Origin of the sequence: Streptomyces sp. NPDC051136 (genome assembly GCF_044455745.1) — a bacterium.
GTDB lineage: Bacteria > Actinomycetota > Actinomycetes > Streptomycetales > Streptomycetaceae > Streptomyces.
This window is the reverse complement of sequence record NZ_JBITFE010000005.1, coordinates 394585-416415: the sequence shown is the minus strand read 5'-3', so window position 1 is coordinate 416415 and position 21831 is coordinate 394585. Positions and strand designations below refer to the sequence as shown.

Annotated in this window: 16 protein-coding genes; 5 read left to right on the top strand and 11 right to left on the bottom strand. The window is 72.0% G+C overall.

Annotated elements, in window-relative coordinates:
- Nucleotides 1-63 precede the first annotated feature (63 nt).
- The 8 genes from tpiA to uvrC form a co-directional block, all read right to left on the bottom strand.
- On the bottom strand, nt 64-840 hold the full coding sequence (gene tpiA, locus ACIBCJ_RS17130; RefSeq protein ID WP_362106301.1) for a triose-phosphate isomerase: 777 nt from the start codon (nt 838-840) through the stop codon (nt 64-66).
- A 5-nt stretch (nt 841-845) separates the two neighbouring features.
- Nucleotides 846-2057, bottom strand: coding sequence for a phosphoglycerate kinase (locus ACIBCJ_RS17125; protein ID WP_365980230.1), 1212 nt, complete (start codon nt 2055-2057; stop codon nt 846-848).
- A gap of 134 nt (nt 2058-2191) precedes the next feature.
- Entirely contained in the window at nt 2192-3202 is a 1011-nt protein-coding gene (gene gap / locus ACIBCJ_RS17120) for a type I glyceraldehyde-3-phosphate dehydrogenase (protein WP_362106295.1), read from the bottom strand.
- A gap of 227 nt (nt 3203-3429) precedes the next feature.
- Nucleotides 3430-6399 (bottom strand): M14 family zinc carboxypeptidase, encoded by a 2970-nt coding sequence (locus ACIBCJ_RS17115; RefSeq protein WP_365980229.1) that lies wholly within the window; start codon nt 6397-6399, stop codon nt 3430-3432.
- A 193-nt stretch (nt 6400-6592) separates the two neighbouring features.
- Nucleotides 6593-7585, bottom strand: a complete 993-nt coding sequence (whiA, locus tag ACIBCJ_RS17110; RefSeq protein ID WP_003976869.1) for a DNA-binding protein WhiA — start codon at nt 7583-7585, stop codon at nt 6593-6595.
- The gene (gene yvcK / locus ACIBCJ_RS17105) at nt 7576-8667 is read right to left on the bottom strand and encodes a uridine diphosphate-N-acetylglucosamine-binding protein YvcK (RefSeq protein ID WP_133888538.1); all 1092 of its coding nucleotides are present in this window, start codon (nt 8665-8667) and stop codon (nt 7576-7578) included. Before yvcK ends, whiA begins: the two co-directional genes overlap by 10 nt.
- The gene (rapZ, locus tag ACIBCJ_RS17100) at nt 8664-9734 is read right to left on the bottom strand and encodes an RNase adapter RapZ (protein WP_362106287.1); all 1071 of its coding nucleotides are present in this window, start codon (nt 9732-9734) and stop codon (nt 8664-8666) included. The genes yvcK and rapZ overlap by 4 nt, the downstream gene beginning before the upstream one ends.
- Nucleotides 9731-11863 carry an excinuclease ABC subunit UvrC gene (gene uvrC, locus ACIBCJ_RS17095; protein WP_365980228.1) on the bottom strand — a complete coding sequence of 711 codons (2133 nt, stop codon included), beginning with the start codon at nt 11861-11863 and terminating at the stop codon, nt 9731-9733. The genes rapZ and uvrC overlap by 4 nt, the downstream gene beginning before the upstream one ends.
- Before the next feature lie 346 nt (nt 11864-12209).
- Between uvrC and ACIBCJ_RS17090 the strand changes: the two genes are divergently transcribed.
- On the top strand, nt 12210-13160 hold the full coding sequence (locus ACIBCJ_RS17090) for a hypothetical protein (protein ID WP_362106281.1): 951 nt from the start codon (nt 12210-12212) through the stop codon (nt 13158-13160).
- Between the two features lie 18 nt (nt 13161-13178).
- Here ACIBCJ_RS17090 and ACIBCJ_RS17085 read toward each other — a convergent pair whose 3' ends face one another.
- Nucleotides 13179-13604 (bottom strand): Rieske 2Fe-2S domain-containing protein, encoded by a 426-nt coding sequence (locus ACIBCJ_RS17085; protein ID WP_365980227.1) that lies wholly within the window; start codon nt 13602-13604, stop codon nt 13179-13181.
- Nucleotides 13605-13955: 351 nt separating this feature from the next.
- Between ACIBCJ_RS17085 and ACIBCJ_RS17080 the strand changes: the two genes are divergently transcribed.
- Nucleotides 13956-15074, top strand: a complete 1119-nt coding sequence (locus ACIBCJ_RS17080) for a LacI family DNA-binding transcriptional regulator (protein WP_365980226.1) — start codon at nt 13956-13958, stop codon at nt 15072-15074.
- Complete coding sequence (locus tag ACIBCJ_RS17075; RefSeq protein ID WP_362106272.1) at nt 15071-15979, top strand: carbohydrate kinase; 909 nt, start codon at nt 15071-15073, stop codon at nt 15977-15979. Before ACIBCJ_RS17080 ends, ACIBCJ_RS17075 begins: the two co-directional genes overlap by 4 nt.
- 101 nt (nt 15980-16080) lie before the next feature.
- Here ACIBCJ_RS17075 and uvrA read toward each other — a convergent pair whose 3' ends face one another.
- Nucleotides 16081-19122, bottom strand: coding sequence for an excinuclease ABC subunit UvrA (gene uvrA / locus ACIBCJ_RS17070; protein WP_365980225.1), 3042 nt, complete (start codon nt 19120-19122; stop codon nt 16081-16083).
- A 223-nt stretch (nt 19123-19345) separates the two neighbouring features.
- Here uvrA and ACIBCJ_RS17065 point away from each other — a divergent pair, with 223 nt between their 5' ends.
- Nucleotides 19346-20032, top strand: coding sequence for a maleylpyruvate isomerase family mycothiol-dependent enzyme (locus tag ACIBCJ_RS17065; protein ID WP_365980224.1), 687 nt, complete (start codon nt 19346-19348; stop codon nt 20030-20032).
- Between the two features lie 78 nt (nt 20033-20110).
- Nucleotides 20111-20767 (top strand): MBL fold metallo-hydrolase, encoded by a 657-nt coding sequence (locus ACIBCJ_RS17060; protein WP_365980223.1) that lies wholly within the window; start codon nt 20111-20113, stop codon nt 20765-20767.
- A 412-nt stretch (nt 20768-21179) separates the two neighbouring features.
- On the opposite strand, the gene aroQ is transcribed toward ACIBCJ_RS17060, so the two are convergent.
- Nucleotides 21180-21653 carry a type II 3-dehydroquinate dehydratase gene (aroQ, locus tag ACIBCJ_RS17055; RefSeq protein ID WP_365980222.1) on the bottom strand — a complete coding sequence of 158 codons (474 nt, stop codon included), beginning with the start codon at nt 21651-21653 and terminating at the stop codon, nt 21180-21182.
- Nucleotides 21654-21831 lie beyond the last annotated feature (178 nt).

Genomic DNA, 21831 nt, shown 5'->3' with positions numbered 1-21831 from the left:
GGGTACGACGTATCGCCGCTAGCGCATACTCACTGGTCGATCTGCCTCCCGACCAGGTGTCGGCTACTGGTCGCGGAAGCGGACGATCTTGACGAACTCGTCCGCGTCCAGCGAGGCGCCGCCGACCAGGGCGCCGTCGATGTCGGGCTTCGCCATGATCTCGGCGACGTTGCCGGACTTGACGGAGCCGCCGTACTGGATGCGGACCCGGTCGGCCAGCTCCTGGGAGTACAGCTCGGCGAGCTTGCCGCGGATCGCCGCGCAGACCTCCTGGGCGTCGTCGGCGCCGCAGACCTTGCCGGTGCCGATGGCCCACACGGGCTCGTAGGCGATCACGACGGTCTCGGCCTGTTCGGCCGGGAGGTCCTTCAGGCCGCCCTCGACCTGGGCGAGGGTGTGGGCGACGTGGTTGCCCGCCTCACGGACGTCCAGCTCCTCGCCGACGCACAGGATCGGGGTCAGGCCGTGCTTGTAGGCCGCCTTGACCTTGGCGTTGACGATCTCGTCGGTCTCGGCGTGGTACTGCCGGCGCTCGGAGTGGCCGACGGCCACGAAGGCGCACTTCAGCTTGGCCAGCATCGGGCCCGAGATCTCGCCGGTGTAGGCGCCGCCGTCGTGCGCGGAGATGTCCTGGGCGCCGTACTTGATCTTGAGCTTGTCCCCGTCGACCAGGGTCTGCACGGAGCGCAGGTCGGTGAAGGGGGCGAGGACGGCGACCTCGACGGCGTCGTAGTCCTTGTCCGCGAGGGCGAAGGCGAGCTTCTGGACGTGGGCGATGGCCTCGAGGTGGTTGAGGTTCATCTTCCAGTTGCCCGCCATCAGCGGCGTGCGGGTGGTCATCGGGGTCAGTCCTCCAGTGCGGCGAGGCCGGGGAGCGTCTTGCCCTCGAGGTATTCGAGGGAGGCGCCACCGCCGGTCGAGATGTGGCCGAATGCGTTCTCGTCGAAACCGAGCGTGCGCACGGCCGCGGCGGAGTCGCCGCCGCCGACCACGGTGAAGCCCGGGGCGTCGACGAGGGCCTGGGCGACCGCTTTGGTGCCCTCGGCGTAGTCGGGGTGCTCGAAGACGCCCATGGGGCCGTTCCAGAAGACGGTGGCGGCGTCGGCGAGCTTCGATGCGTACAGCTTGCGGGTCTCGGGACCGATGTCCAGACCCTCCTGGTCGGCCGGGATGGCGTCCGCGGCGACGGTGGTGGGGTTGGCCGGGGCCTTCGTCTTCAGGTCCGGGAACTCGGAGGCGACCAGGACGTCGACCGGCAGGACCAGCTCGACGCCGTTCTTCTCGGCGCGCTCGATGTACTCCTTGACCGCCGGGACCTGGTCCTCCTGGAGCAGGGAGATGCCGACCTCGTACCCCTTGGCCTTGAGGAAGGTGTACGCCATGCCGCCGCCGATGAGGAGCCGGTCGGCCTTGCCGAGCAGCTGGTCGATGACGGCGAGCTTGTCGGAGACCTTGGCGCCGCCGAGGGCGACCACGTACGGGCGCCGCACGTCGTCGGTCAGCTTCCTGAGGACGCCGACCTCGGTGGCGATGAGGTACCCGGCGTAGTGCGGCAGCCGCTTCGGCAGGTCGTACACCGAGGCGTGCTTGCGGTGCACCGCGCCGAAGCCGTCACCGACGTAGACGTCCGCGAGGCCGGCCAGCCTGTCGGCGAAGGCGGCGCGCTCGGCGTCGTCCTTGCTGGTCTCGCCGGTGTTGAAGCGCAGGTTCTCGATGACGGCGACCCGGCCGTCGGCGAGGCCGGAGACGACGGTCTCGGCGGAGGTGCCGACCGTGTCCTCGGCGAAGGCGACGTCGGCGCCGAGCAGTTCACCGAGACGGGCGGCGGCCGGCGCGAGGGAGAAGGCGGGGTCCGGGGCGCCCTTGGGGCGGCCCAGGTGCGAGGCGACGATCACGCGGGCGCCCGCGTCGGCCAGGGCCTTGACGGTGGGCACCACGGCGCGGATGCGGCCGTCGTCGGTGATGGTGGTGCCGTCCAGCGGGACGTTCAGGTCGGCGCGGACGAAGACGCGCTTGCCCGCGACGCCTTCGGAGAGCAGTTCGTCGATCGTCTTCAAGAGGGCTCCTGGGTTCTCGGATCGCTCGTGATCCTACGAGGGCTGGTGGCGGCGGACGCGACGCAGGGCCCGGACAGCGCGACCTTGCGCTGCCCGAGCCCTGCTACCGCATCGAGGTGCCTTGCTGAAGTCGATCAGAGCTGGTTGCCGACGAAGACCGTGAGGTCGACGAGGCGGTTCGAGTAGCCCCACTCGTTGTCGTACCAGCCGAGGATCTTCACCGACTTGCCGTCCTGGACCATCGTCATGGACGAGTCGAAGGTGCAGGACGCCGGGTCGCCGACGATGTCCGAGGACACGATCGGGTCCTCGGTGTAGAACAGGAAGCCCTTCAGGTCGCCGCCGTCGGCGGCCTTCTTGAACGCGGCGTTGACCTCGTCCTTGGTGACCTCGCGCTGGAGCTCCACGACCAGGTCGGTGGCCGAGCCGGTCGGGACCGGGACGCGCATCGCGATGCCGTCGAGCTTGCCCTTGAGCTGCGGCAGGACCAGCGCGGTGGCCTTGGCGGCACCCGTGGTGGTCGGGATGATGTTCTCCGCGGCGGCACGGGCGCGGCGCAGGTCCTTGTGCGGGAAGTCCAGGATGCGCTGGTCGTTCGTGTACGCGTGCACCGTCGTCATCAGGCCCTTGACGATGCCGAAGTTCTCGTCGAGGACCTTGGCCATCGGCGCCACACAGTTGGTGGTGCAGGAGGCGTTGGAGATGACGTGGTGGTTCGCGGCGTCGTACTTGTCCTGGTTGACGCCCATCACGATGGTGATGTCCTCGTCCTTGGCCGGGGCCGAGATGAGGACCTTCTTCGCACCGCCCGCGATGTGCTTCTCCGCGTCGGCCTTCTTCGTGAAGATGCCGGTCGACTCGATCACGATGTCGACGCCCAGCTCGCCCCACGGGATGTCGGCCGGGTTGCGCTCGGAGAGGACCTTGATGGTCCTGCCGTCGACGGTGATGGTGTCCTCGGTGTGGGTGACCTCCTGCTTGAGGCGGCCGAGGATGGTGTCGTACTTCAGCAGGTGGGCGGTGGTCGCGGTGTCACCCAGGTCGTTGACAGCCACGATCTCGATGTCCGCACCCTGCTCCAGCAGCGCGCGGAAGTAGTTGCGACCGATGCGGCCAAAGCCGTTGATGCCTACGCGGATCGTCACGAACCGATCTCCTCGTTGGTACGCCGGCCCGATGTGCCGGCGAGCTGTATTTGGGATGTCCCCGACCACCTCCGACCCTACCTCTCCACGGGGGCGGGGGTGACATCGAGACGGCCCATACCCGGCAGGGCGGTCCGTACCCGCCAGTAGGGGTACGGACCGCCCTGGGCGACGGGGACCGATCACCCGATTTCGCTACACCGTGTCAGTCCCCCGTACACCGGAATTCACTCGTCCAGGGCACGCAGCGCCTGCCGGACCAGCGCCGCGCGGGCGGCCGGTTCGGCGAGGTGCTCCAGGCCGAAGCCCAGCAGCACGGTGTCGTCCGTGGTGACGGCACCGTAGGTCTGGAAGAGCGTCCCGGTGCGGGCCCAGTCCTTCAGGACGGCGGGGCTGCCCTCCGGGGGGCCGGAGACCTGCCAGGCGCCCAGCCCGGTCTCGAAGCCCTCGGTCTCCGCCGTGCCCCCGACCACCAGCGAGGCCTCGTCGGCGAGGACACCCCGGCCGCCGGTGCCGGGGTCGGTGACGTAGGCGATCGACAGCTCGACGGACTTCCCGGCGTAGGCGCTCAGGTCGAACTCGACCTGCTTCCAGCCGCCGGAGGAGCCGGTGAGGCTGTTCCACTGCCCGGTCGTGCCGGCCGCGGCGCAGCCGTCGTCGGACTGGGTCAGGTAGTGCCCGAGCCAGGGGTGCTCGCCCATGTAGAAGCCGGCCGCGCACTCCGCGGGTACGGCGGTGCCGGTGGCGCCGTTCGCCTCGGGCAGCGTGGTCCAGTCGTCCGCGCCGGTGACGTGCGCCTCGACCAGGGCGTGGTCGTAGCCGCGCTCGGTCTCCCACAGCAGCTGGGTGCGGAGCGTGGGGCGATCGGAGGCGGTGACACCGGTGAGGTCGACCGTGCGGGTGAGGCGCTTGTAGGCGTCGTCGGTGTGCACGGCGGCGGCCATCCACTCCCCCGCGTACGGCCCGTACGGGTTGACCGTCCCGGCGAACTTCCCGGCGCCCTCGCTCGCGAACTGCGGGTAGGTGCCGGGGTCCAGCTCGTCGGAGGTCACGCTGTAGGTCCCGGCAGCGTCCAGCGGGTTGCCGGGGGCGTCGCCGAGGGTTCCTCCGGTCCGGTCGAGCTTGCCGGAGCCGGTGAAGCCGGTGGCGCCGGAGGTGGAGGTGCGGGTGTAGGCGCCCAGGTAGTACTGGCTGAAGTCGTCGGAGAGGGTGCCGCCGCCGAGGTCGACGTCGCCGCCGGCCTGCTCGCCGGCCTCGATGAGCTTGCCGCCCTCGTTGAGGAAGGCGCGCAGCTGGAGCTGGGTGGCGTTGCCGGGCAGCGCGGCGCCCGTGTAGTGGGCGACGGTGCCGAAGTGACCGAGGACGCCGAGCGCGTCGGGGGCGCCCTGCGTGGCGACGTCCCAGACGGCCGCGCGCCGGCCGTTGGCCTTGAGCGCGTCCACGTACGCCTGTGTCTGCGTGGCCTTCGCGCCCTCCTCGGCGACGACGAGGACGTCGGCGCGGGGCCGCTCGGCGACCCGGTACGTGAAGTGCTCGCTCTCGGTGCGCTTGCCGTGCCGGTCGTGGCCGCCCCGCGGCTTCTCGCCGGTGAACCAGACCTCGACGCGGTCGCCGGGGCCGGCGCCCCTGACCTTGGCCCGGTACTCGTCGAAGTACAGGTTGTCCTCGCCGCCGTAGGTCTCGCCGCCCCGCCAGGGCCGCAGGGCCGTGTCGTGCGTGCGTCCGCCGTTGACGCGGTACCTCAGCTCCTTGTCGCGCACGGACTTGCGGACGACGACGGAGACCTCCTGGTCGGCGCCGCGGGCGTAGGAGGTGGTGAAGGGGGCCGGGGTGAAGTCGGCGGCGTCCAGGCCGACCGAGGAGGACGGCCGGTCGGGGTGGGCGGCGGTCTCGGCGACGGAGAGCGCGAAGGGGACGTTCTTGGCGAACTCCTGCTGGATCAGCTTCTCGTCGTCGGGGAAGTTGAAGCCCGACTGGCAGTCCCGCGCGTTCCACTGGTCGTCGGGGTCCACGTCGGAGGCCGTCTGGCAGGTCGACATCTCCGGGGTGAACATCCCCATGCCGTTGACGTTGGCCGCGTGCCCGTCGGCCTCGCCGTTGGTGGTGTACAGCTCCGAGGAGACCTGCGGGTGATAACCGGGGATGGCGGAGTTGTCGGGCGTGCCGGCCAGCGCCTTGTAGAGGACGTCGTCCGGGGTGTTCGTGGCCACCTGCCAGCCGACGCCGTACAGGAGGAGCTCGGCCGCGGAGTGGTAGTTGATGCCGAACGTGAAGCCGATCCGCTTCTGGAAGGCGTCCAGGGCCTTGGTCTCGGGCTCGGAGCCGGGGCTCGCGCCGCGGTAGGTCTCGCTGGTGGGGTTGGGGGACGAGCCCTCGTCGTCGTAGCCCCACTTGTAGGCGAAGTTGCGGTTGAGGTCGACGCCGTCGCCGGTGCTGACGGTTCCGTCGCCGTTGACGTCGCGCAGGTTCTTGCGCCAGAGGCGGTTGTCGGTGTTCTCGAAGGTGTAGTCGTAGCCGTCGGGGTTGGCCGACAGGACGAACCACAGCTCGGTGGAGTCGACGATCTCCCTGATCCGCCGGTCCTTCTGGTAGTTGTCCAGGTAGTGGTGCATCAGCCGCCGGGTCATCTCCGGGGTGATCCACTCGCGCGCGTGCTGGTTGGACATGTAGAGGACGGACGGCTTGGAGCCGTCCCGCGTCTTCTTGGCGTGCTTGGTGAGCTTGAGCGCCAGGATGTCCTGGCCCCGCACGGTCTTCCCGATGGAGACGACCTTGGTCAGGCCGGGGTTCTCCTGGGCGGTCCGCAGGATCTCCTCGCGCAGTCCGCCGCTGCCGCTGTAGGGGCGGAAGACCCCGTCGGCGGCGCTCTCGACACGCTTCTCGGCCTGGCTGGACAGGGTGTGCTCGGTGAGGTCGAGGCCCTGCTTCTCCAGCGTGCCGGCCTGTTTCCCGGTGAGGTAGAGCTCGACGGCGGCCGTACCGCGGTCGGGTACCCGCTCGCCGAGTTCGTGGCCGTCCTGGCCGGCGGCGAGGAGCAGGGGTACCTGCTCCCTGGTGACGTCGGCGCGGTAGACCTTCACTTCGTTCGCGTCCGGGGTCGCCGGGTCCGCGGGTTGTGCCTGGGCGACGGGTGCGAAGCCCGCTCCGCCGATCAGGAGCGCGCCGACGGCGAGGATCGATCTCGCTCTTCGTCTCATGAACCCCCCTAGATGGGGCCTGTCCGACAGGCCTGGGTCCGCCACAGTGGCGAACAGGTGCCAGGCTCATGACAGCTCATGATCGAGTCAAGAGTGCGACAGGGACACGCGAACGCCGGTACCGGTCACCCAAGTGGGCGCCGGCACCGGCGGTTTGTCGCGTTCCGACCGCTCGGACGGCGGGGGTGCGGGGTCAGCCGACGAGGTTGTCGGCCAGCTCCTCCTCGCCGAGATTGGCGTCCGTGCCGGCGATGCCGAGGTCCGAGGCCCGCTTGTCGGCCATCGCCAGCAGGCGGCGGATGCGGCCGGCCACGGCGTCCTTGGTCAGCGGCGGGTCGGCGAGGGCGCCCAGCTCCTCCAGGGAGGCCTGCTTGTGCTCCATGCGCAGCCGTCCCGCGGCGGCGAGGTGCTCGGGCACGTCGTCGGCGAGGATCTCCAGGGCGCGCTGGACCCGGGCACCGGCGGCGACGGCCGCGCGGGCCGAGCGGCGCAGGTTGGCGTCGTCGAAGTTGGCGAGCCGGTTGGCGGTGGCGCGGACCTCGCGCCGCAGCCTGCGCTCCTCCCAGGCCAGCACCGAGTCGTGGGCACCGAGCCGGGTGAGCAGCGCGCCGATCGCGTCGCCGTCGCGGACCACGACCCGGTCCACGCCGCGCACCTCGCGGGCCTTGGCCGGGATCGACAGCCTGCGCGCGGCGCCGACCAGGGCGAGCGCCGCCTCGGGACCGGGGCAGGTCACCTCCAGGGAGGAGGAACGGCCGGGCTCGGTGAGCGAGCCGTGCGCCAGGAAGGCTCCGCGCCAGGCGGCCTCGGCGTCGCAGGTGGCCCCCGAGACCACCTGCGGCGGCAGGCCCCGGATCGGGCGGCCCCGGCCGTCCACCAGCCCGGTCTGCCGGGCCAGCTGGTCACCGCCCGCGACCACCCGGACGACGAAGCGCGAACCGCGTCGCAGTCCGCCCGGCGCCATCACGATCAGCTCCGAGCTGTGCCCGAAGATCTCCAGGATGTCCCGCTTGAGCCGCCGCGCCGCGTTCCCGGTGTCCAGCTCCGCCTCGATCACGATGCGTCCGCTCACCAGGTGGAGGCCGCCGGCGAACCGCAAGACGGCGGAGACCTCCGCCTTTCTGCAGCAGGTCCGGGTGACGGGGAGCTGGGAGATCTCGCTCTTCACCGCTGCCGTCATCGCCATGGGCCGATCCTTCCATGCATCCGAAAAATACGGTCGTACGCGGCGGCCAGCAGCTCCGGGTCGTGCCTCGGGGTCCCGTCGGTCCGGGCGACCGGAGCCAGTTCGACCGCGGCGCCGAACCGTTTCGCGGCGTCGGTGAGCGAGTCACGGTCGGGCACGGCGGCCTCGTCGGCCAGCACCACGTCCAGGGCGAGTTTAGGGGCGTGTCGTCCCAAAACCTCCAAATGACGCTGCGGGGAGAAGCCCTCAGTTTCTCCGGGCTGCGGGGCGAGGTTCAGCGAGAGCACCCGGCGCGCCTTCGTCTCGGCCAGCGCGTCCAGCAGATCCGGCACCAGCAGGTGCGGGATGACCGAGGAGAACCAGGACCCGGGGCCCAGCACCACCCAGTCGGCGTCCAGGACGGCGTCGACCGCCTCGGGAACGGCCGGTGGGTCGCTGGGCACCAGGTGCACGGACTGCACCTCGCCCGGCGTGAGCGCCACGGTGGCCTGCCCCCGTACGGTGTCCACCGCGTCGGGCCGCGCCGGGTCGTGGCCCCTGACCAGGGCCTGGAGCTCCAGCGGGACGGCTGACATGGGCAGCACCCGGCCGTGCGCGCCGAGCAGCTTGCCCACCAGGTCCAGCGCCTGGACGTGGTCGCCGAGCTGCTCCCACAGGGCGACGATCAGCAGGTTGCCGACCGCGTGTTCGTGCAGGTCGCCCTGGGACTGGAAGCGGTGCTGGATGACGCGGGCCCAGGTCTGGCCCCAGTCGTCGTCGCCGCACAGCGCGGCCAGCGCCTTGCGCAGGTCGCCCGGCGGCAGGACGCCCAGCTCGTCGCGCAGACGTCCGCTGGAGCCGCCGTCGTCGGCGACGGTGACCACGGCGGTGAGGTCGCCGGTGATCCGGCGCAGTGCGGCGAGCGAGGCGGACAGGCCCATGCCGCCGCCGAGGGCGACGACCTTGGGCTGGGCGCCCCGGCGGCGCGGCTTGCCGCCGCGCGCCTGTTCGGGCCGGGCGGCGCGTGCGGCGGCGGGTCTGCCGCCGCGCCCCTCGGGCACCACCCGGCGCAGCCTGCTCAGCCGCGGAGTACGTCCTGTCATTCCCGTCCCATGTCCCGGTGGACGACCACCGTCTCCACGCCCTCGGCGGCGAGCCGGGCGGCGAGCTTCTCCGACATGGCCACGGACCGGTGCTTGCCGCCGGTGCAGCCGACGGCGACGGTCACATAGCGCTTGCCCTCCCGACGGTAGCCCGCGGCGATCAACTGGAGCAGCTCGGCGTAGCGGTCCAGGAACTCCTTGGCACCGGGCTGGTTGAGGACGTAGCTCGACACCTCCTCGTTGAGGCCGGTGAAGGGGCGCAGCTCCGGGACCCAGTGCGGGTTGGGCAGGAAGCGCATGTCGACGACGAGGTCGGCGTCGACCGGGAGTCCGTACTTGAAGCCGAAGGACATCACCGTGGCCCGCAGCTCGGGCTCCTCCTCGCCGGCGAACTGGGCGTCCATCTTGGCGCGCAGCTCGTGCACGTTGAGGCTGGAGGTGTCGATCACCAGGTCGGCGTCGCCGCGCAGCTCGCGCAGCAGCTCGCGCTCGGCGGCGATGCCGTCGACGATGCGGCCGTCGCCCTGGAGGGGGTGCGGGCGGCGCACCGACTCGAAGCGGCGCACCAGGGCGTCGTCGGAGGACTCCAGGAAGACGATCCGCCGGGTGACCGCGCGCGCCTCGAGGTCGGCGAGGGACTCGCGCAGGTTGTCGAAGAAGCGCCGGCCGCGGACGTCGACGACCACCGCGATACGGGCCACGTTGCCCTGGGAGCGGGCGCCGAGCTCCACCATGGTGGGGATCAGCGCGGGCGGCAGGTTGTCCACGACGAACCAGCCCAGGTCCTCCAGGCACTTGGCGGCCGTCGAGCGGCCGGCCCCGGACATGCCGGAGATGATCACCAGCTCGGGGATGGCCGCCTCGTGCGCCCCGGCCTTTTCCTTGCCCGTACTCACCTGTGCTCCGTCGTCGCGGGTCTGTTCCCGTTCCACTGCCTGCTGCGCCTGATCCCGCTCCGCCGCCTGCGGCGCCTGTTCTCGTCCGGCCGCCTGCGGGGCCTGTTCTCGCTCCGCCGCGGGCTGCGCCTGTTCTCGTTCCGGTGCGGGCTGCGCCTCGTGCTCGGTCATCTCTCCTGCCCCCGTCGTTCGTCCGGGGTGCCCGCGGACACGGGCTCCCCCGGGGCATCCACCGTCGTCCCGGGTGCCCCGTCGTCGTCCTCCATGATCTCTCCGGTCGCCGTGTTCACGGCGGGCGCGGCCGGGGCGGCCCGGGCGAGGGCCACGGCCACGGTCTCGGCGGTCTTGCGGCCTATGCCGGGCACCTCGCAGATCTGGTCGATCGTCGCCGACCGCAGCTTCTTCACGGAACCGAAGTGCTTGATCAGCGCCTGCTTGCGGGTCTCCCCCAGGCCCGGCACGTCGTCCAGCGGACTGGAGCGGAAGCGCTTGGCGCGCTTGGCCCGCTGGTACGTGATCGCGAAGCGGTGGGCCTCGTCGCGGACCCGCTGCAGCAGGTAGAGGCCCTCGCTGGTGCGGGGCAGGACGACCGGGTCGTCCTCGCGGGGCAGCCAGACCTCCTCCAGCCGCTTGGCGAGACCGCACACGGCGATGTCGTCGATGCCCAGCTCGTCCAGTGCCCGCTGGGCGGCCGCCACCTGGGGCTGCCCCCCGTCGACGACGACGAGCTGCGGCGGGTACGCGAACCGCTTGGGCCGTCCGTCCTCGTCCTTGAGCGCCGGGGTCTCGATGAGGTCCGCGCCGTCCGTGCGGGCCGCGTCGTCGGTCACGGCGGCCTCGCCCCCGGTGTGCCGACCCCCGTCGGCCGGTCCGTCGCCGTCCGCCCACTCGCCGGTCTTCTCCTTCTCGGCGAGATAACGGCGGAAGCGGCGGGTGATGACCTCGTGCATGGAACGGACGTCGTCCTGTCCCTCGAAGCCCTTGATCTGGAACCGCCGGTATTCGCTCTTCCGGGCCAGTCCGTCCTCGAAGACGACCATGGAGGCCACCACGTCGTCGCCCTGGAGGTGCGAGATGTCGTAGCACTCGACCCGCAGCGGGGCACTGTCCAGGTCCAGGGCCTCGGCGATCTCCTCCAGCGCGCGCGAGCGGGTCGTCAGGTCGGAGGCGCGCTTGGTCTTGTGCAGGACGAGTGCCTGCTGGGCGTTGCGCTGGACGGTCTCCATCAGCGCCTTCTTGTCGCCGCGCTGCGGGATGCGCAGCGACACGCCCGAGCCGCGGCGCTCGGTCAGCCACTGCTGGACGGGCTCCACCGGGTCGGGCAGCGCGGGGACCAGGACCTCCTTGGGGACCGCGTCACCGCTCTCCTCGCCGTAGAGCTGCTGGAGCGCGTGTTCGACGAGGGCGCCGGTGGTGATCTCCTCCACCTTGTCGGTGACCCAGCCGCGCTGGCCGCGCACGCGTCCGCCGCGTACGTGGAAGATCTGGACGGCGGCCTCCAGCTCGTCCTCGGCGACCGCGATCAGGTCGGCGTCGGTGGCGTCGGCGAGCACGACCGCGCTCTTCTCCATGGCCTTCTTGAGGGCGCCGATGTCGTCCCGCAGGCGCGCCGCCCGCTCGTACTCCATCTCCTCCGCCGCGTCGGCCATCTGCCGCTCCAGGCGGCGCAGGTAGGTGCCGGTGCGGCCGGTCATGAAGTCGCAGAACTCGTCGGCCAGGTCCCAGTGGTCGTCGGGGGTGATCCGGCCGACGCAGGGCGCGGAGCACTTGCCGATGTAGCCGAGCAGACAGGGACGGCCGGTCCGGGCGGCGTTCTTGAAGACGCCCGCGGAGCAGGTGCGCACCGGGAAGACCCGCAGCAGCAGGTCGACCGTGTCGCGGATCGCCCAGGCGTGCCCGTACGGCCCGAAGTAGCGCACGCCCTTCTTCTTGTGGCCGCGCATCACCTGGACGCGCGGGAACTCCTCGTTCATCGTCACCGCGAGGTAGGGGTAGCTCTTGTCGTCGCGGTACTTGACGTTGAACCGGGGGTCGTACTCCTTGATCCAGGAGTACTCCAGCTGCAGGGCCTCAACCTCCGTGGACACCACCGTCCATTCCACGGACGCCGCCGTGGTGACCATGGTGCGGGTACGGGGGTGCAGGTTCGCCAGGTCCTGGAAGTAGTTCGCCAGGCGCTGGCGCAGGCTCTTCGCCTTTCCGACGTAGATCACCCGGCGGTGCTCGTCTCGGAACCTGTACACCCCCGGGGAGTCCGGGATCTCTCCCGGCCTGGGGCGGTAGCTGGAGGGGTCGGCCATGACTCACACCCTACTGGCGCGGACCGACACTCCGGCGGGGCTGTGGACGACGGGGCCCGACCCCTGTGGACAGCCGAAGGGGGGACGGCGGGGGACGGTGCGGGACCGGTCGGTCACGCCGGGTGGCCGCCCGACGGCGGCCCCGTGCGTTCTCGGCCAGGAGCGCGTGACGGACGGGCTCCAGGTGTTGTCGGGACTAGATCAACACGCTTCAATGCGGGGGGACTCGGGGCCTGAAGCGCGGCGTACGGATGTGAAGACCTCTGTGCCGCGACCGGGGGCGGCTCCGGCCGATCCGTGTCGACGGTCTGACCAGCCGTCGTGAACTTCACAGAAGGGCCCCTGCATGCCGCACGCCACACAGCACGCGGACGCCGCCACCGCGCAACTCGACTCGGCCCTGCGCGGCGGCCCCTTCCACGTCGCGCTGCGCGCGGCGATCGCCGCGCGCGGACTGCCGCTGCAGCGCGTGCAGCACCATCTGTCGCGCCACGGGGTGAAGGTGGGCGTCACGAGCCTGAGCTACTGGCAGCAGGGAGCCCGGCGCCCGCAGCGTCCGGAGTCCCTGCGGGCGGTGCGCGCCCTGGAGGAGATACTCCAGCTCCCCGAGGAGTCGCTGATACGCCTGCTCGCCGAGTCGGACGTCGAGGCCCCGGACCGACGGCCCGCCGGCCGCTCCTACCGCGCCCACCTGGCGGCCTCGGGCATCCTGGACGGGCTGCTGACCGACCTCGGGTGTCCGTCGCCGGACGGCGGGGTGCACGTCCTCGGACACCACGAACAGGTCCGCGTCGGGCCCGGCCGCGAGCTCGCGGGACGGGAGTCGCATCTGATCGTCCGCGCCCACCGCGACGGCGTCGACCGCTTCGTCGCCGTCCACTACGGCGACCCGGGGTGCGTCCCCGCCCGGATGACCGTCCACGCCTCGGAGAACTGCCGCACGGGACGGGTCCGCACCCACCACGAGACCGGGTTGCTCGTGACCGAGCTGCTCTTCGACACGCGGCTGACGGCCGGCGACACGCACCTCTTCCGCTACGGCGTCGAGGACGGCACGGCCGGCGTGTCGCGCGAGTACGTCCGCGGTTTCGGTACGGCCGGCGGGCAGTACGCGCTCCAGGTGCGGTTCGACACCGCGGCCCTTCCGGTGCGCTGCCACCGGTTCACTCAGCACTCCCCGGCGGCGCCGCGCGGCGGCCGGCAGGAGCTGGCGCTCAGCGGGCGGCACCGCTCGGTGCACCTCGTGGAGCCGCGGGTCAGGTCCGGAATGCTGGGCATCGGCTGGGACTGGGAGTAGGGCACCGGCCCCTGCCGGTCAGGTACCCGGGCTCACGACGATCCGGCCCTGCTTCACCTCGACCGGCAGTGCGATCAGGGGCTCGGTCGCCGGGGCGTGCAGCACCTCGCCGGTACGGGCGTCGAACTCGCTGCCGTGGCAGTTGCAGACGAGCTTGGTCCCCTCCAGCTTCTTGATGGGGCAGCCGGCGTGCGTGCAGACCGTGCTGAACGCCTTCAGAGAGCCGTCCTCTGACCGGCTGACCACCACGTTCGGGTCCGGGAAGAGCTTGGTCGCGCCCTTGGCGACCTCTCCGTCGGCGCCGAGGTCCACCGGCGCGGTCGGCCTGGCCGGCGCGGCACCGTCGTCGCCCGGGGAGCAGGCGGCCAGGCCGAGTCCGGCGACGGGCGTGGCAGCCGCCGAGCGCAGGACGGTACGGCGACTCGGGGCGGGACGGCCGGACATGGGATCTCCACGGGTCGAAGCGGTGGTGTGCGGGTGCGGGTGCGGGTGCGGGTGCGGGTGCGGGTGCGGGTGCGGGTGCGGGTGCGGGTCGACGATATCGGGCGACCCGGTTCTTCCGGTCGGCCGGGTGACGCGGGGCGGGAGTCCGCCCCGGCGGCGCGTAAACGCTTGCGCAAGCGTTTACGCGCCCTCCCGCAGCGGGGTAACCTCCGGCCGGAGCGCGCGGAACCGGCCCACGGACGGGCCGGCCGCGGCGGCGCGGCCGTACGTGTCACGGCCGTGCGCGACGCGGCCGTGCGCGACGCGCACGGTACGTGCCGCGGCGGCAGGCGACGTGGAAGGGGTGGACGGGTGGCGACCATGGCCGACGTGGCGCGGAGCGCCGGGGTCTCGGTGGCGACCGTCTCGCACGTGCTCAACGACACCCGCCCGGTGCTGCCGCACACCCGCCGGGCGGTGCTCGACGCCGTCGAGGAGCTGGGCTACACCCCCAACACCCTCGCCCGCTCCCTGGTGACCTCCCGCACCCGCTCCATCGGGCTCGCGGTGTCCGCGATCAGCAACCCGTACTTCACGGAGATCCTCCAAGGCGTCGAGGCCAGTGCCCTGGAGCACGGCTACAGCCTGCTCATCGCCGATCCGCACGACGACCCCCGGCACGAGGGCAAGGCCGTCGGGCTGCTGCACGAGCGGCGCGTGGACGGCATGATCGTCGCGCCCTCCGCCGAGCCCCGCGCTCTCGTCGCCTACCTCGCGCGCCACCGGGTGCCGGCCGTTTTCCTGGACCGGATCGTCGGCGAGGCGGAGGCCGAGGGCGCCTCGCGTTTCGACCAGATCTGTGCCGAGAGCGACGAGCCGACGACCCGGCTCGTGGACCATCTCGCCGGGCTCGGCCACCGCCGGATCGCCCTGGTCGCGGGCCGGCCGGGGCTCAGCACGACCCGTGAACGGATCACCGGGTACCGGCACGGCCTCGCCGCCGCCGGGCTGCCCTACGACGAGCGGCTGCTGGTGCACGGCGACTCCGAGGCGGCCGGCGGCGAGCGGGCCACGGCGGAGCTGCTGTCCCTGGCGGTGCCGCCCACCGCGTTGGTCACCGCCAACAACGCCATGACCATCGGCGCCCTGCGCGCCCTGCGTGAGCGCGGCCTGTCCGTACCCGGCGACCTCGCGCTGTGCTGCTTCGACGACTTCGCCTGGGCGGACCTCTTCTCCCCCCGGCTCACCGCCGTCGCCCAGCCCGGCAGGGACATCGGGGCGCAGGCCGTCCGGCTGTTGCTGGACCGCCTCGCCGTGCCGAACCGGCCCGTGCGGACGGTACGGCTGCCCTGCGCCTTCGTCCACCGCACCTCCTGCGGCTGCGCCGAGCAGGTCTCCGGGCAGCCGGGGCAAGCCTCCGCGCCGTTGGGGCACGCCTCCGGGCGGTCGGGCGAAGCCCATGCCAAGGCCAACGAAAGGACCCTCCCGTGATCGTCGTCGCCGGTGAGGCACTGATCGACCTGGTACCGCAGGGCGCGGGCGCCCTCGCTGCGCTGCGGCCCGCGCTCGGCGGCGGTCCCTACAACACCGCCGTCGCGCTCGGCCGCCTCGGCTCACCCGTCGCGTTCTGCTCACGGGTGTCGTACGACGCCTTCGGCGAGGCGCTCCTGGACCGGCTGCGAGAGACCGGCGTGGACGTCTCGCCGGTGCAGCGCGGGAACGAGCCGACGACCCTCGCCGTGGCCTCGCTCGACGCCGACGGCTCGGCCGCGTACACCTTCTACGTGGAGGGGACGGCCGACCGGCTGTTCACGGTGCCCGCCGGTCTGCCGCCGGGCACCCGGGCCGTCTCCTTCGGGACCTGTTCGCTGGTGCTGGAGCCGGGCGCCGGCGCGTACGAGGAACTGCTGCACACGACGGCCGCGCGGGGGGTCTTCACGGCACTGGACCCCAACATCCGACCCGGGCTGATCCCGGACCCGGACGCCTACCGGGCCCGGTTCAGGAGCTGGCTGCCGTCGGTCTCGCTGCTGAAGCTGTCCGCCGAGGACGCCGAGTGGCTCGGCGGCACGCCCCGGGAGTGGCTCGCGGCGGGCCCGGCCGCGGTCGTGGTCACCCGGGGTGGCGCGGGCCTGACGGCGTACACCCGGGACGGGGGCGAGCACACGGTTCCGGGCGAGCACGTGCCGGTGGTGGACACGATCGGCGCGGGCGACACGGTCAACGCGGCGCTGCTGCACGGCCTCGCCGCGCGGGACGCCCTCGGCGACGGGGCGTTGGCCGGGCTGGGGGCGGAGGGCTGGGCCGGCCTGCTGGGCTTCGCCGCGCGCGCGGCGGCGGTCACATGTTCCCGCGCGGGCGCGGAACCGCCGTACGCCCGTGAGGTCGCCCTCTGACGGGGGCCGGGGCGCACAGCGGCACCGCGGGTCCGGTTAGGGCGCGCACGGACGCGGCCGGCCCCCACGGATGATCCCGTGGGGGCCGGCCGGGTCGGGACTCAGGCCTTGCTCGTCCGCATGCTCTTCTTCGCGGCGGGCGTGGCGGCCTTCTTCGTCGTCTTGGCTGCCTTGGCGGCGGTCGCCTTCTTGGTGGCCGCGGCGGTGACGGCCTTGGTGGCGGTCTTCTTGGCGGCGGTCTTCGCCGCGACCGTCTTCGCCGCCTTGCGCGGCCTGGCCACCGGAGCCGCGTCGCTGACCCGTTCGGCACCGAGGACGTCGCGCAGGAACTTGCCGGTGTGGCTGGTGGGGACGCCCGCGACCTGCTCGGGCGTGCCCTCGGCGACCACCAGGCCGCCGCCGGCGCCACCCTCGGGACCCATGTCGACGACCCAGTCGGCGGTCTTGATCACGTCGAGGTTGTGCTCGATGACGATGACCGTGTTGCCCTTGTCGACCAGGCCGCCGAGGACCGTCAGCAGCTTGCTGATGTCCTCGAAGTGGAGGCCGGTGGTCGGCTCGTCCAGGACGTAGACCGTGCGCCCGGTGGAGCGGCGCTGCAGCTCGCTGGCGAGCTTGACGCGCTGGGCCTCGCCGCCGGACAGGGTGGTCGCGGACTGGCCGAGCCGGACGTAGCCGAGGCCGACGTCCTTCAGGGTCTTCATGTGCCGGGAGATGGCGGGGACCGCCTCGAAGAAGTCGGTCGCCTCCTCGATCGGCATGTTCAGCACGTCGGCGATGGACTTGCCCTTGTAGTGGACCTCCAGCGTCTCCCGGTTGTACCGGGCGCCGTGACAGACCTCGCAGGGGACGTAGACGTCCGGGAGGAAGTTCATCTCGATCTTGATCGTGCCGTCACCCGCACAGTTCTCGCAGCGGCCGCCCTTGACGTTGAAGGAGAACCGGCCGGGCAGGTAGCCGCGGACCTTCGCCTCCGTGGTCTCGGCGAACAGCTTGCGGATGTGGTCGAAGACGCCGGTGTACGTCGCCGGGTTCGACCGCGGGGTGCGGCCGATGGGCGACTGGTCGACGTGCACGACCTTGTCGACGAGGTCGTCGCCCTCCACGCGCGTGTGCCGCCCCGGAACGTTCCTGGCGCCGTTCAGCTCGCGGGCCAGGTGCGTGTACAGGATGTCGTTGACCAGCGTCGACTTGCCGGAGCCTGAGACGCCGGTGACGGCCGTGAACACGCCCAGCGGGAAGGACACGTCGATGTCCTGGAGGTTGTTCTCCCGGGCGCCGTGCACGGTCAGCCGCCGGGCGGGGTCCTGCGGGCGGCGGACGTCGGGCAGCGGGATGGCCTTGCGCCCGGACAGGTACAGGCCGGTCTGCGACTCGGCGTTGTCGAGCAGCTCCTTGACGGAGCCGCTGTGCACGACCTTGCCGCCGTGCTCGCCGGCGCCGGGGCCGATGTCGACGATCCAGTCGGCGACCTTGATGGTGTCCTCGTCGTGCTCGACGACGATCAGGGTGTTGCCCATGTCGCGCAGCCGGACCAGGGTCTCGATCAGCCGGTGGTTGTCGCGCTGGTGCAGACCGATGGACGGCTCGTCGAGGACGTAGAGCACACCGACGAGGCCGGAGCCGATCTGGGTGGCCAGCCTGATGCGCTGGGCCTCGCCGCCGGAGAGGGTGCCCGCCGCTCGGTTCAGCGAGAGGTAGTCCAGGCCGACGTCGACCAGGAACCGCAGCCGTTCGTTGACCTCCTTCAGCACGCGCTCGGCGATCTTCTTGTCCCGGGCGCTGAGCTTCAGCTCGCCCAGGAAGTCCGCGCAGTCGCTGATGGACATCGCCGAGACCTCGGCGATCGACTTGCCCATGACGGTGACGGCGAGGACGAGCGGCTTGAGGCGGGTGCCCTCACAGGTGGGGCAGGGCACCTCGCGCATGTAGCCCTCGAAGCGCTCGCGGCTGGAGTCGCTCTCGGCCTCGCTGTGCCGGCGCTTGACGAACGGGATCGCCCCTTCGAACGCCGTGGTGTACCGGCGCTCGCGGCCGTACCGGTTGCGGTAGCGGACCTCGACCTGGGTCTTGTGGCCGTTCAGCAGGGCCTTTCGGGCGCGCAGCGGCAGGCCCGCGAAGGGGATGTCCGTACGGAAGCCGAGCGCGTCCGCGAGGGCACCGATCAGGCGGCCGAAGTAGTCCTTGGTGTGCCCGTGCGACCAGGGGTGGATGGCGCCCTCGTCGAGGGACTTGTCCTCGTCGGGGACGATCAGCTCCGGGTCGACCTCCATGCGCGTGCCGATGCCGGAGCAGTCCGGACAGGCGCCGAAGGGCGAGTTGAAGGAGAAGGAACGGGGCTCCAGCTCCTCGAAGGACAGGTCGTCGTACGGGCAGTACAGGTGCTCCGAGTACATGCGCTCGCGCTCGGGGTCGTCCTCGGGGAGGTCGACGAAGTCCAGCACGACCATGCCGCCGGACAGGCCGAGCGCGGTCTCCACGGAGTCGGTGAGCCGGCGCTTGGCGGAGTCCTTGACGGTGAGGCGGTCGACGACCACCTCGATGGTGTGCTTCTCCTGCTTCTTCAGCGTCGGCGGGTTGGACAGCTGGACGGTCTCGCCGTCCACCCGCGCCCGGGAGTAGCCCTTGGTCTGGAGGTCGGCGAAGAGGTCGACGAACTCGCCCTTGCGCTCGCGCACCAGCGGCGACAGCACCTGGAAGCGGCTGCCCTCGGGCAGCTCCAGGACCTTGTCCACGATGGCCTGCGGCGACTGGCGCGAGATCGGCCGGCCGCACTCGGGGCAGTGCGGCTTGCCGATGCGGGCGAAGAGCAGGCGCAGGTAGTCGTAGACCTCGGTGATGGTGCCGACCGTGGAGCGCGGGTTGCGCGAGGTCGACTTCTGGTCGATCGAGACCGCCGGGGAGAGGCCCTCGATGAAGTCGACGTCGGGCTTGTCCATCTGGCCGAGGAACTGCCGGGCGTAGGAGGAGAGCGACTCCACGTAGCGCCGCTGGCCCTCGGCGAAGATGGTGTCGAAGGCCAGGGAGGACTTGCCCGACCCGGACAGGCCCGTGAAGACGATGAGCGAGTCACGAGGCAGGTCGAGCGAGACGTTCTTCAGGTTGTGCTCGCGCGCGCCACGGACGATGAGACGGTCGGCCACGCCGGTCCGCACCTTTCTTGAGAGAAGTGACAGGGGCGGGGCCCCCGTCTTTCTCAGACTAGGGGGAGCCACTGACAACGCCGGTCGGATTCACCGGTTGTCAACAAACCCCGACTTCCCAGCATGCCCGACGCCGCCTTCGAGCTTATAGCACGTGCATTCGAATAACGGGGGTCGTCCGCAACCTTCACCCGAAGGTGTGGCGCGGTCTAGGGTCAGCACCATGATTGATCACGCTCATGACCTGGTGTCTGTACGCGACGCTACCGAGCGGCTGCTCACCGCGGTCGGTGAACTGGACAACGCGGCCGTGACGGAACCGTCACGGCTTCCCGGCTGGAGCCGCGGCCACGTCCTGGCCCACCTCGCCCGCAACGCCGACGCCCTCGTGAACGTTCTCGAAGCCCGCCCCATGTACGTCTCGGGCGAGGCCCGCGACGCCGACATCGAGCGGGACGCCCCGCGCCCCCTCGACGTCCAGCTCGCGGACGTGCGCGAGAGCGCGGCCCGCTTCCAGGAGACGGGGGCGGCGCCCGCGGACTGGACGCGCAGGGTGGAACTGCGCAACGGGGTCACCGACTCCGCGTCCCGCGTGCCGTTCCGGCGCTGGGCCGAGGTGGAACTGCACCACGTGGACCTGGGCATCGGGTACGAGCTGGAGGATCTTCCGGCGGAGTTCACAGGGCGGGAGACCGACTTCCTCGCGGCCCGGTTCGCCGGGCATCCGGACGTGCCGCCCACCCGGCTGACCGACGGCACGCGCGTGTGGCACACCGGACGCGAGGCCGACGCCCCCGAGGTGACCGTCAGCGGTCCCCCGGCCGATCTGCTCGGCTGGCTGGCCGGTCGTCGTGAGGGCGTCGCGCTCACCGCGGAGGGCGGCCCGCTGCCGGCCCTGCCGCCGCTGTAGGCGCCGGGCGGGCCGCGCCCGGGCGGGCCGCCCCGGGGCCGCGGTTGCGGGTGCGGTTGCGGGACTAGGCTGGCCGTCATGACGTACAGCGGAGAGGTGACGGTGGGCGGGCCCGCCGACGTGCACGAGCTCAAGGACCTGATGATCACCAAGATTGCGGTCGGCCCGATGAACAACAACGCCTATCTGCTGCGTTGCCGGGCCACCGACGAGCAACTGCTGATCGACGCCGCCAACGACGCGCACGCCCTGCTCGGCACGATCGGTGACGACGGCATCGCGTCCGTCGTCACCACCCACCGGCACGGGGACCACTGGCAGGCGCTCGCCGAGGTCGTCGCGGCCACCGGTGCCCGCACCCACGCCGGACGGCACGACGCCGAGGGCATTCCGGTGCCGACCGACGTCCTGGTCGACGACGGCGACACGATCCGGGTGGGGCAGGTGGAGCTGACCGCGCGCCACCTCGTCGGGCACACCCCGGGCTCCATCGTCCTGGTCTACGACGACCCGCACGGGCACCCGCACCTGTTCACCGGGGACTGCCTCTTCCCGGGCGGCGTGGGCAACACCTTCGAGGACCCGGAGGCGTTCGCGAGCTTGATCCACGACGTGGAGACCAAGATTTTCGACGCCCTCCCGGACGAGACGTGGGTCTACCCGGGGCACGGCGACGACACGACGCTCGGCGCGGAGCGGCCGCACCTGCCGCAGTGGCGGGCACGCGGCTGGTGACCGGCACGCCGACCGCCGCCGCGCGCGTCCCGGGCGCCGGGCGGCGTCCGTCATCCGGCGACGGGCGGCGACGTCCCGGCTCGGTTGGGCACACCCTGACGACGGCGGCACGCCGGCGACGGGCGGGAGCACCCCGGCGACGGGCGGGAGCGCCCCGGCGACGGGCGGGTACGTGCGACGCAAACCCGCAGCGTGTGACGCAAACCCGCGTCGTGCGGCGCGAACCCGCGTCGGCCCGGCGCCGCGCACACCCCGTGTGAAGCGTTCGCACACACCCGCGGCCCGTGCGCGCTCCCCGCGCACCGGGCCGACGCGGTCGACTGGTGGCAGCCCCGCACAGGATCGACGGCTCCTGGGCGGCACGGGCCGCCGGCCTCCCGATCCCCGCCCCCCGGCCGGCGGCCCCGGCGTCTCAGGCCTCGGTCGTGCCCGCCCCGGCCAGCGCCGCGATCCGCTCCACACCGAACACGTACCCCTGCACCCCGCACCCCGCGATGACGCCGTCGGCGCGCTGCGAGACGTACGAGTGGTGCCGGAAGGGCTCGCGCTGGTGGATGTTGGAGATGTGGACCTCCACCACCGGCAGGCCGTCGCAGGTGTTGAGCGCGTCCAGGACGGCGACGGACGTGTGCGAGTACGCGGCGGGGTTGATCACGATCCCGCAGTGGTGCAGCCGGGCCTCGTGGATCCAGTCGACCAGCTCGCCCTCGTGGTTGGACTGCCGGAAGTCCACCGTGCCGCCGTGCGCGGCCGCCGCCTTCACGCACAGAGCCTCGACGTCGGCGAGGGTGTCGGAGCCGTAGATCTCCGGCTGGCGCTGGCCGAGCAGGTTCAGGTTGGGGCCGTTGAGGATCATGATCGGGGCGTTGGCCAGGGTGCGGGGCACGGTTCCTCCGGTACGTGAGGGGTGCGGCGGCCCTTGCGCGACCGCTGCTCGGCCCCCGGTCTATCACGGTGCGCCGACGCCCCGGCGGGCCGCGTCCCCGGAGGCGCCGGGTACCGAAGGGGGTTCCGCACCCTGCGCATCTCGGACGGGCGCGGGCGGCCGGACCGCTGCTCCGCGC

Bases quoted from the DNA above. Each gene is read 5' to 3' on its own strand.
- tpiA (WP_362106301.1), bottom strand. From the start codon at position 840: ATGACCACCCGCACGCCGCTGATGGCGGGCAACTGGAAGATGAACCTC.
- ACIBCJ_RS17115 (WP_365980229.1), bottom strand. From the start codon at position 6,399: ATGAGACGAAGAGCGAGATCGATCCTCGCCGTCGGCGCGCTCCTGATC.
- whiA (WP_003976869.1), bottom strand. From the start codon at position 7,585: ATGGCGATGACGGCAGCGGTGAAGAGCGAGATCTCCCAGCTCCCCGTC.
- yvcK (WP_133888538.1), bottom strand. From the start codon at position 8,667: ATGACAGGACGTACTCCGCGGCTGAGCAGGCTGCGCCGGGTGGTGCCC.
- rapZ (WP_362106287.1), bottom strand. From the start codon at position 9,734: ATGACCGAGCACGAGGCGCAGCCCGCACCGGAACGAGAACAGGCGCAG.
- uvrC (WP_365980228.1), bottom strand. From the start codon at position 11,863: ATGGCCGACCCCTCCAGCTACCGCCCCAGGCCGGGAGAGATCCCGGAC.
- ACIBCJ_RS17090 (WP_362106281.1), top strand. From the start codon at position 12,210: ATGCCGCACGCCACACAGCACGCGGACGCCGCCACCGCGCAACTCGAC.
- ACIBCJ_RS17085 (WP_365980227.1), bottom strand. From the start codon at position 13,604: ATGTCCGGCCGTCCCGCCCCGAGTCGCCGTACCGTCCTGCGCTCGGCG.
- ACIBCJ_RS17065 (WP_365980224.1), top strand. From the start codon at position 19,346: ATGATTGATCACGCTCATGACCTGGTGTCTGTACGCGACGCTACCGAG.
- ACIBCJ_RS17060 (WP_365980223.1), top strand. From the start codon at position 20,111: ATGACGTACAGCGGAGAGGTGACGGTGGGCGGGCCCGCCGACGTGCAC.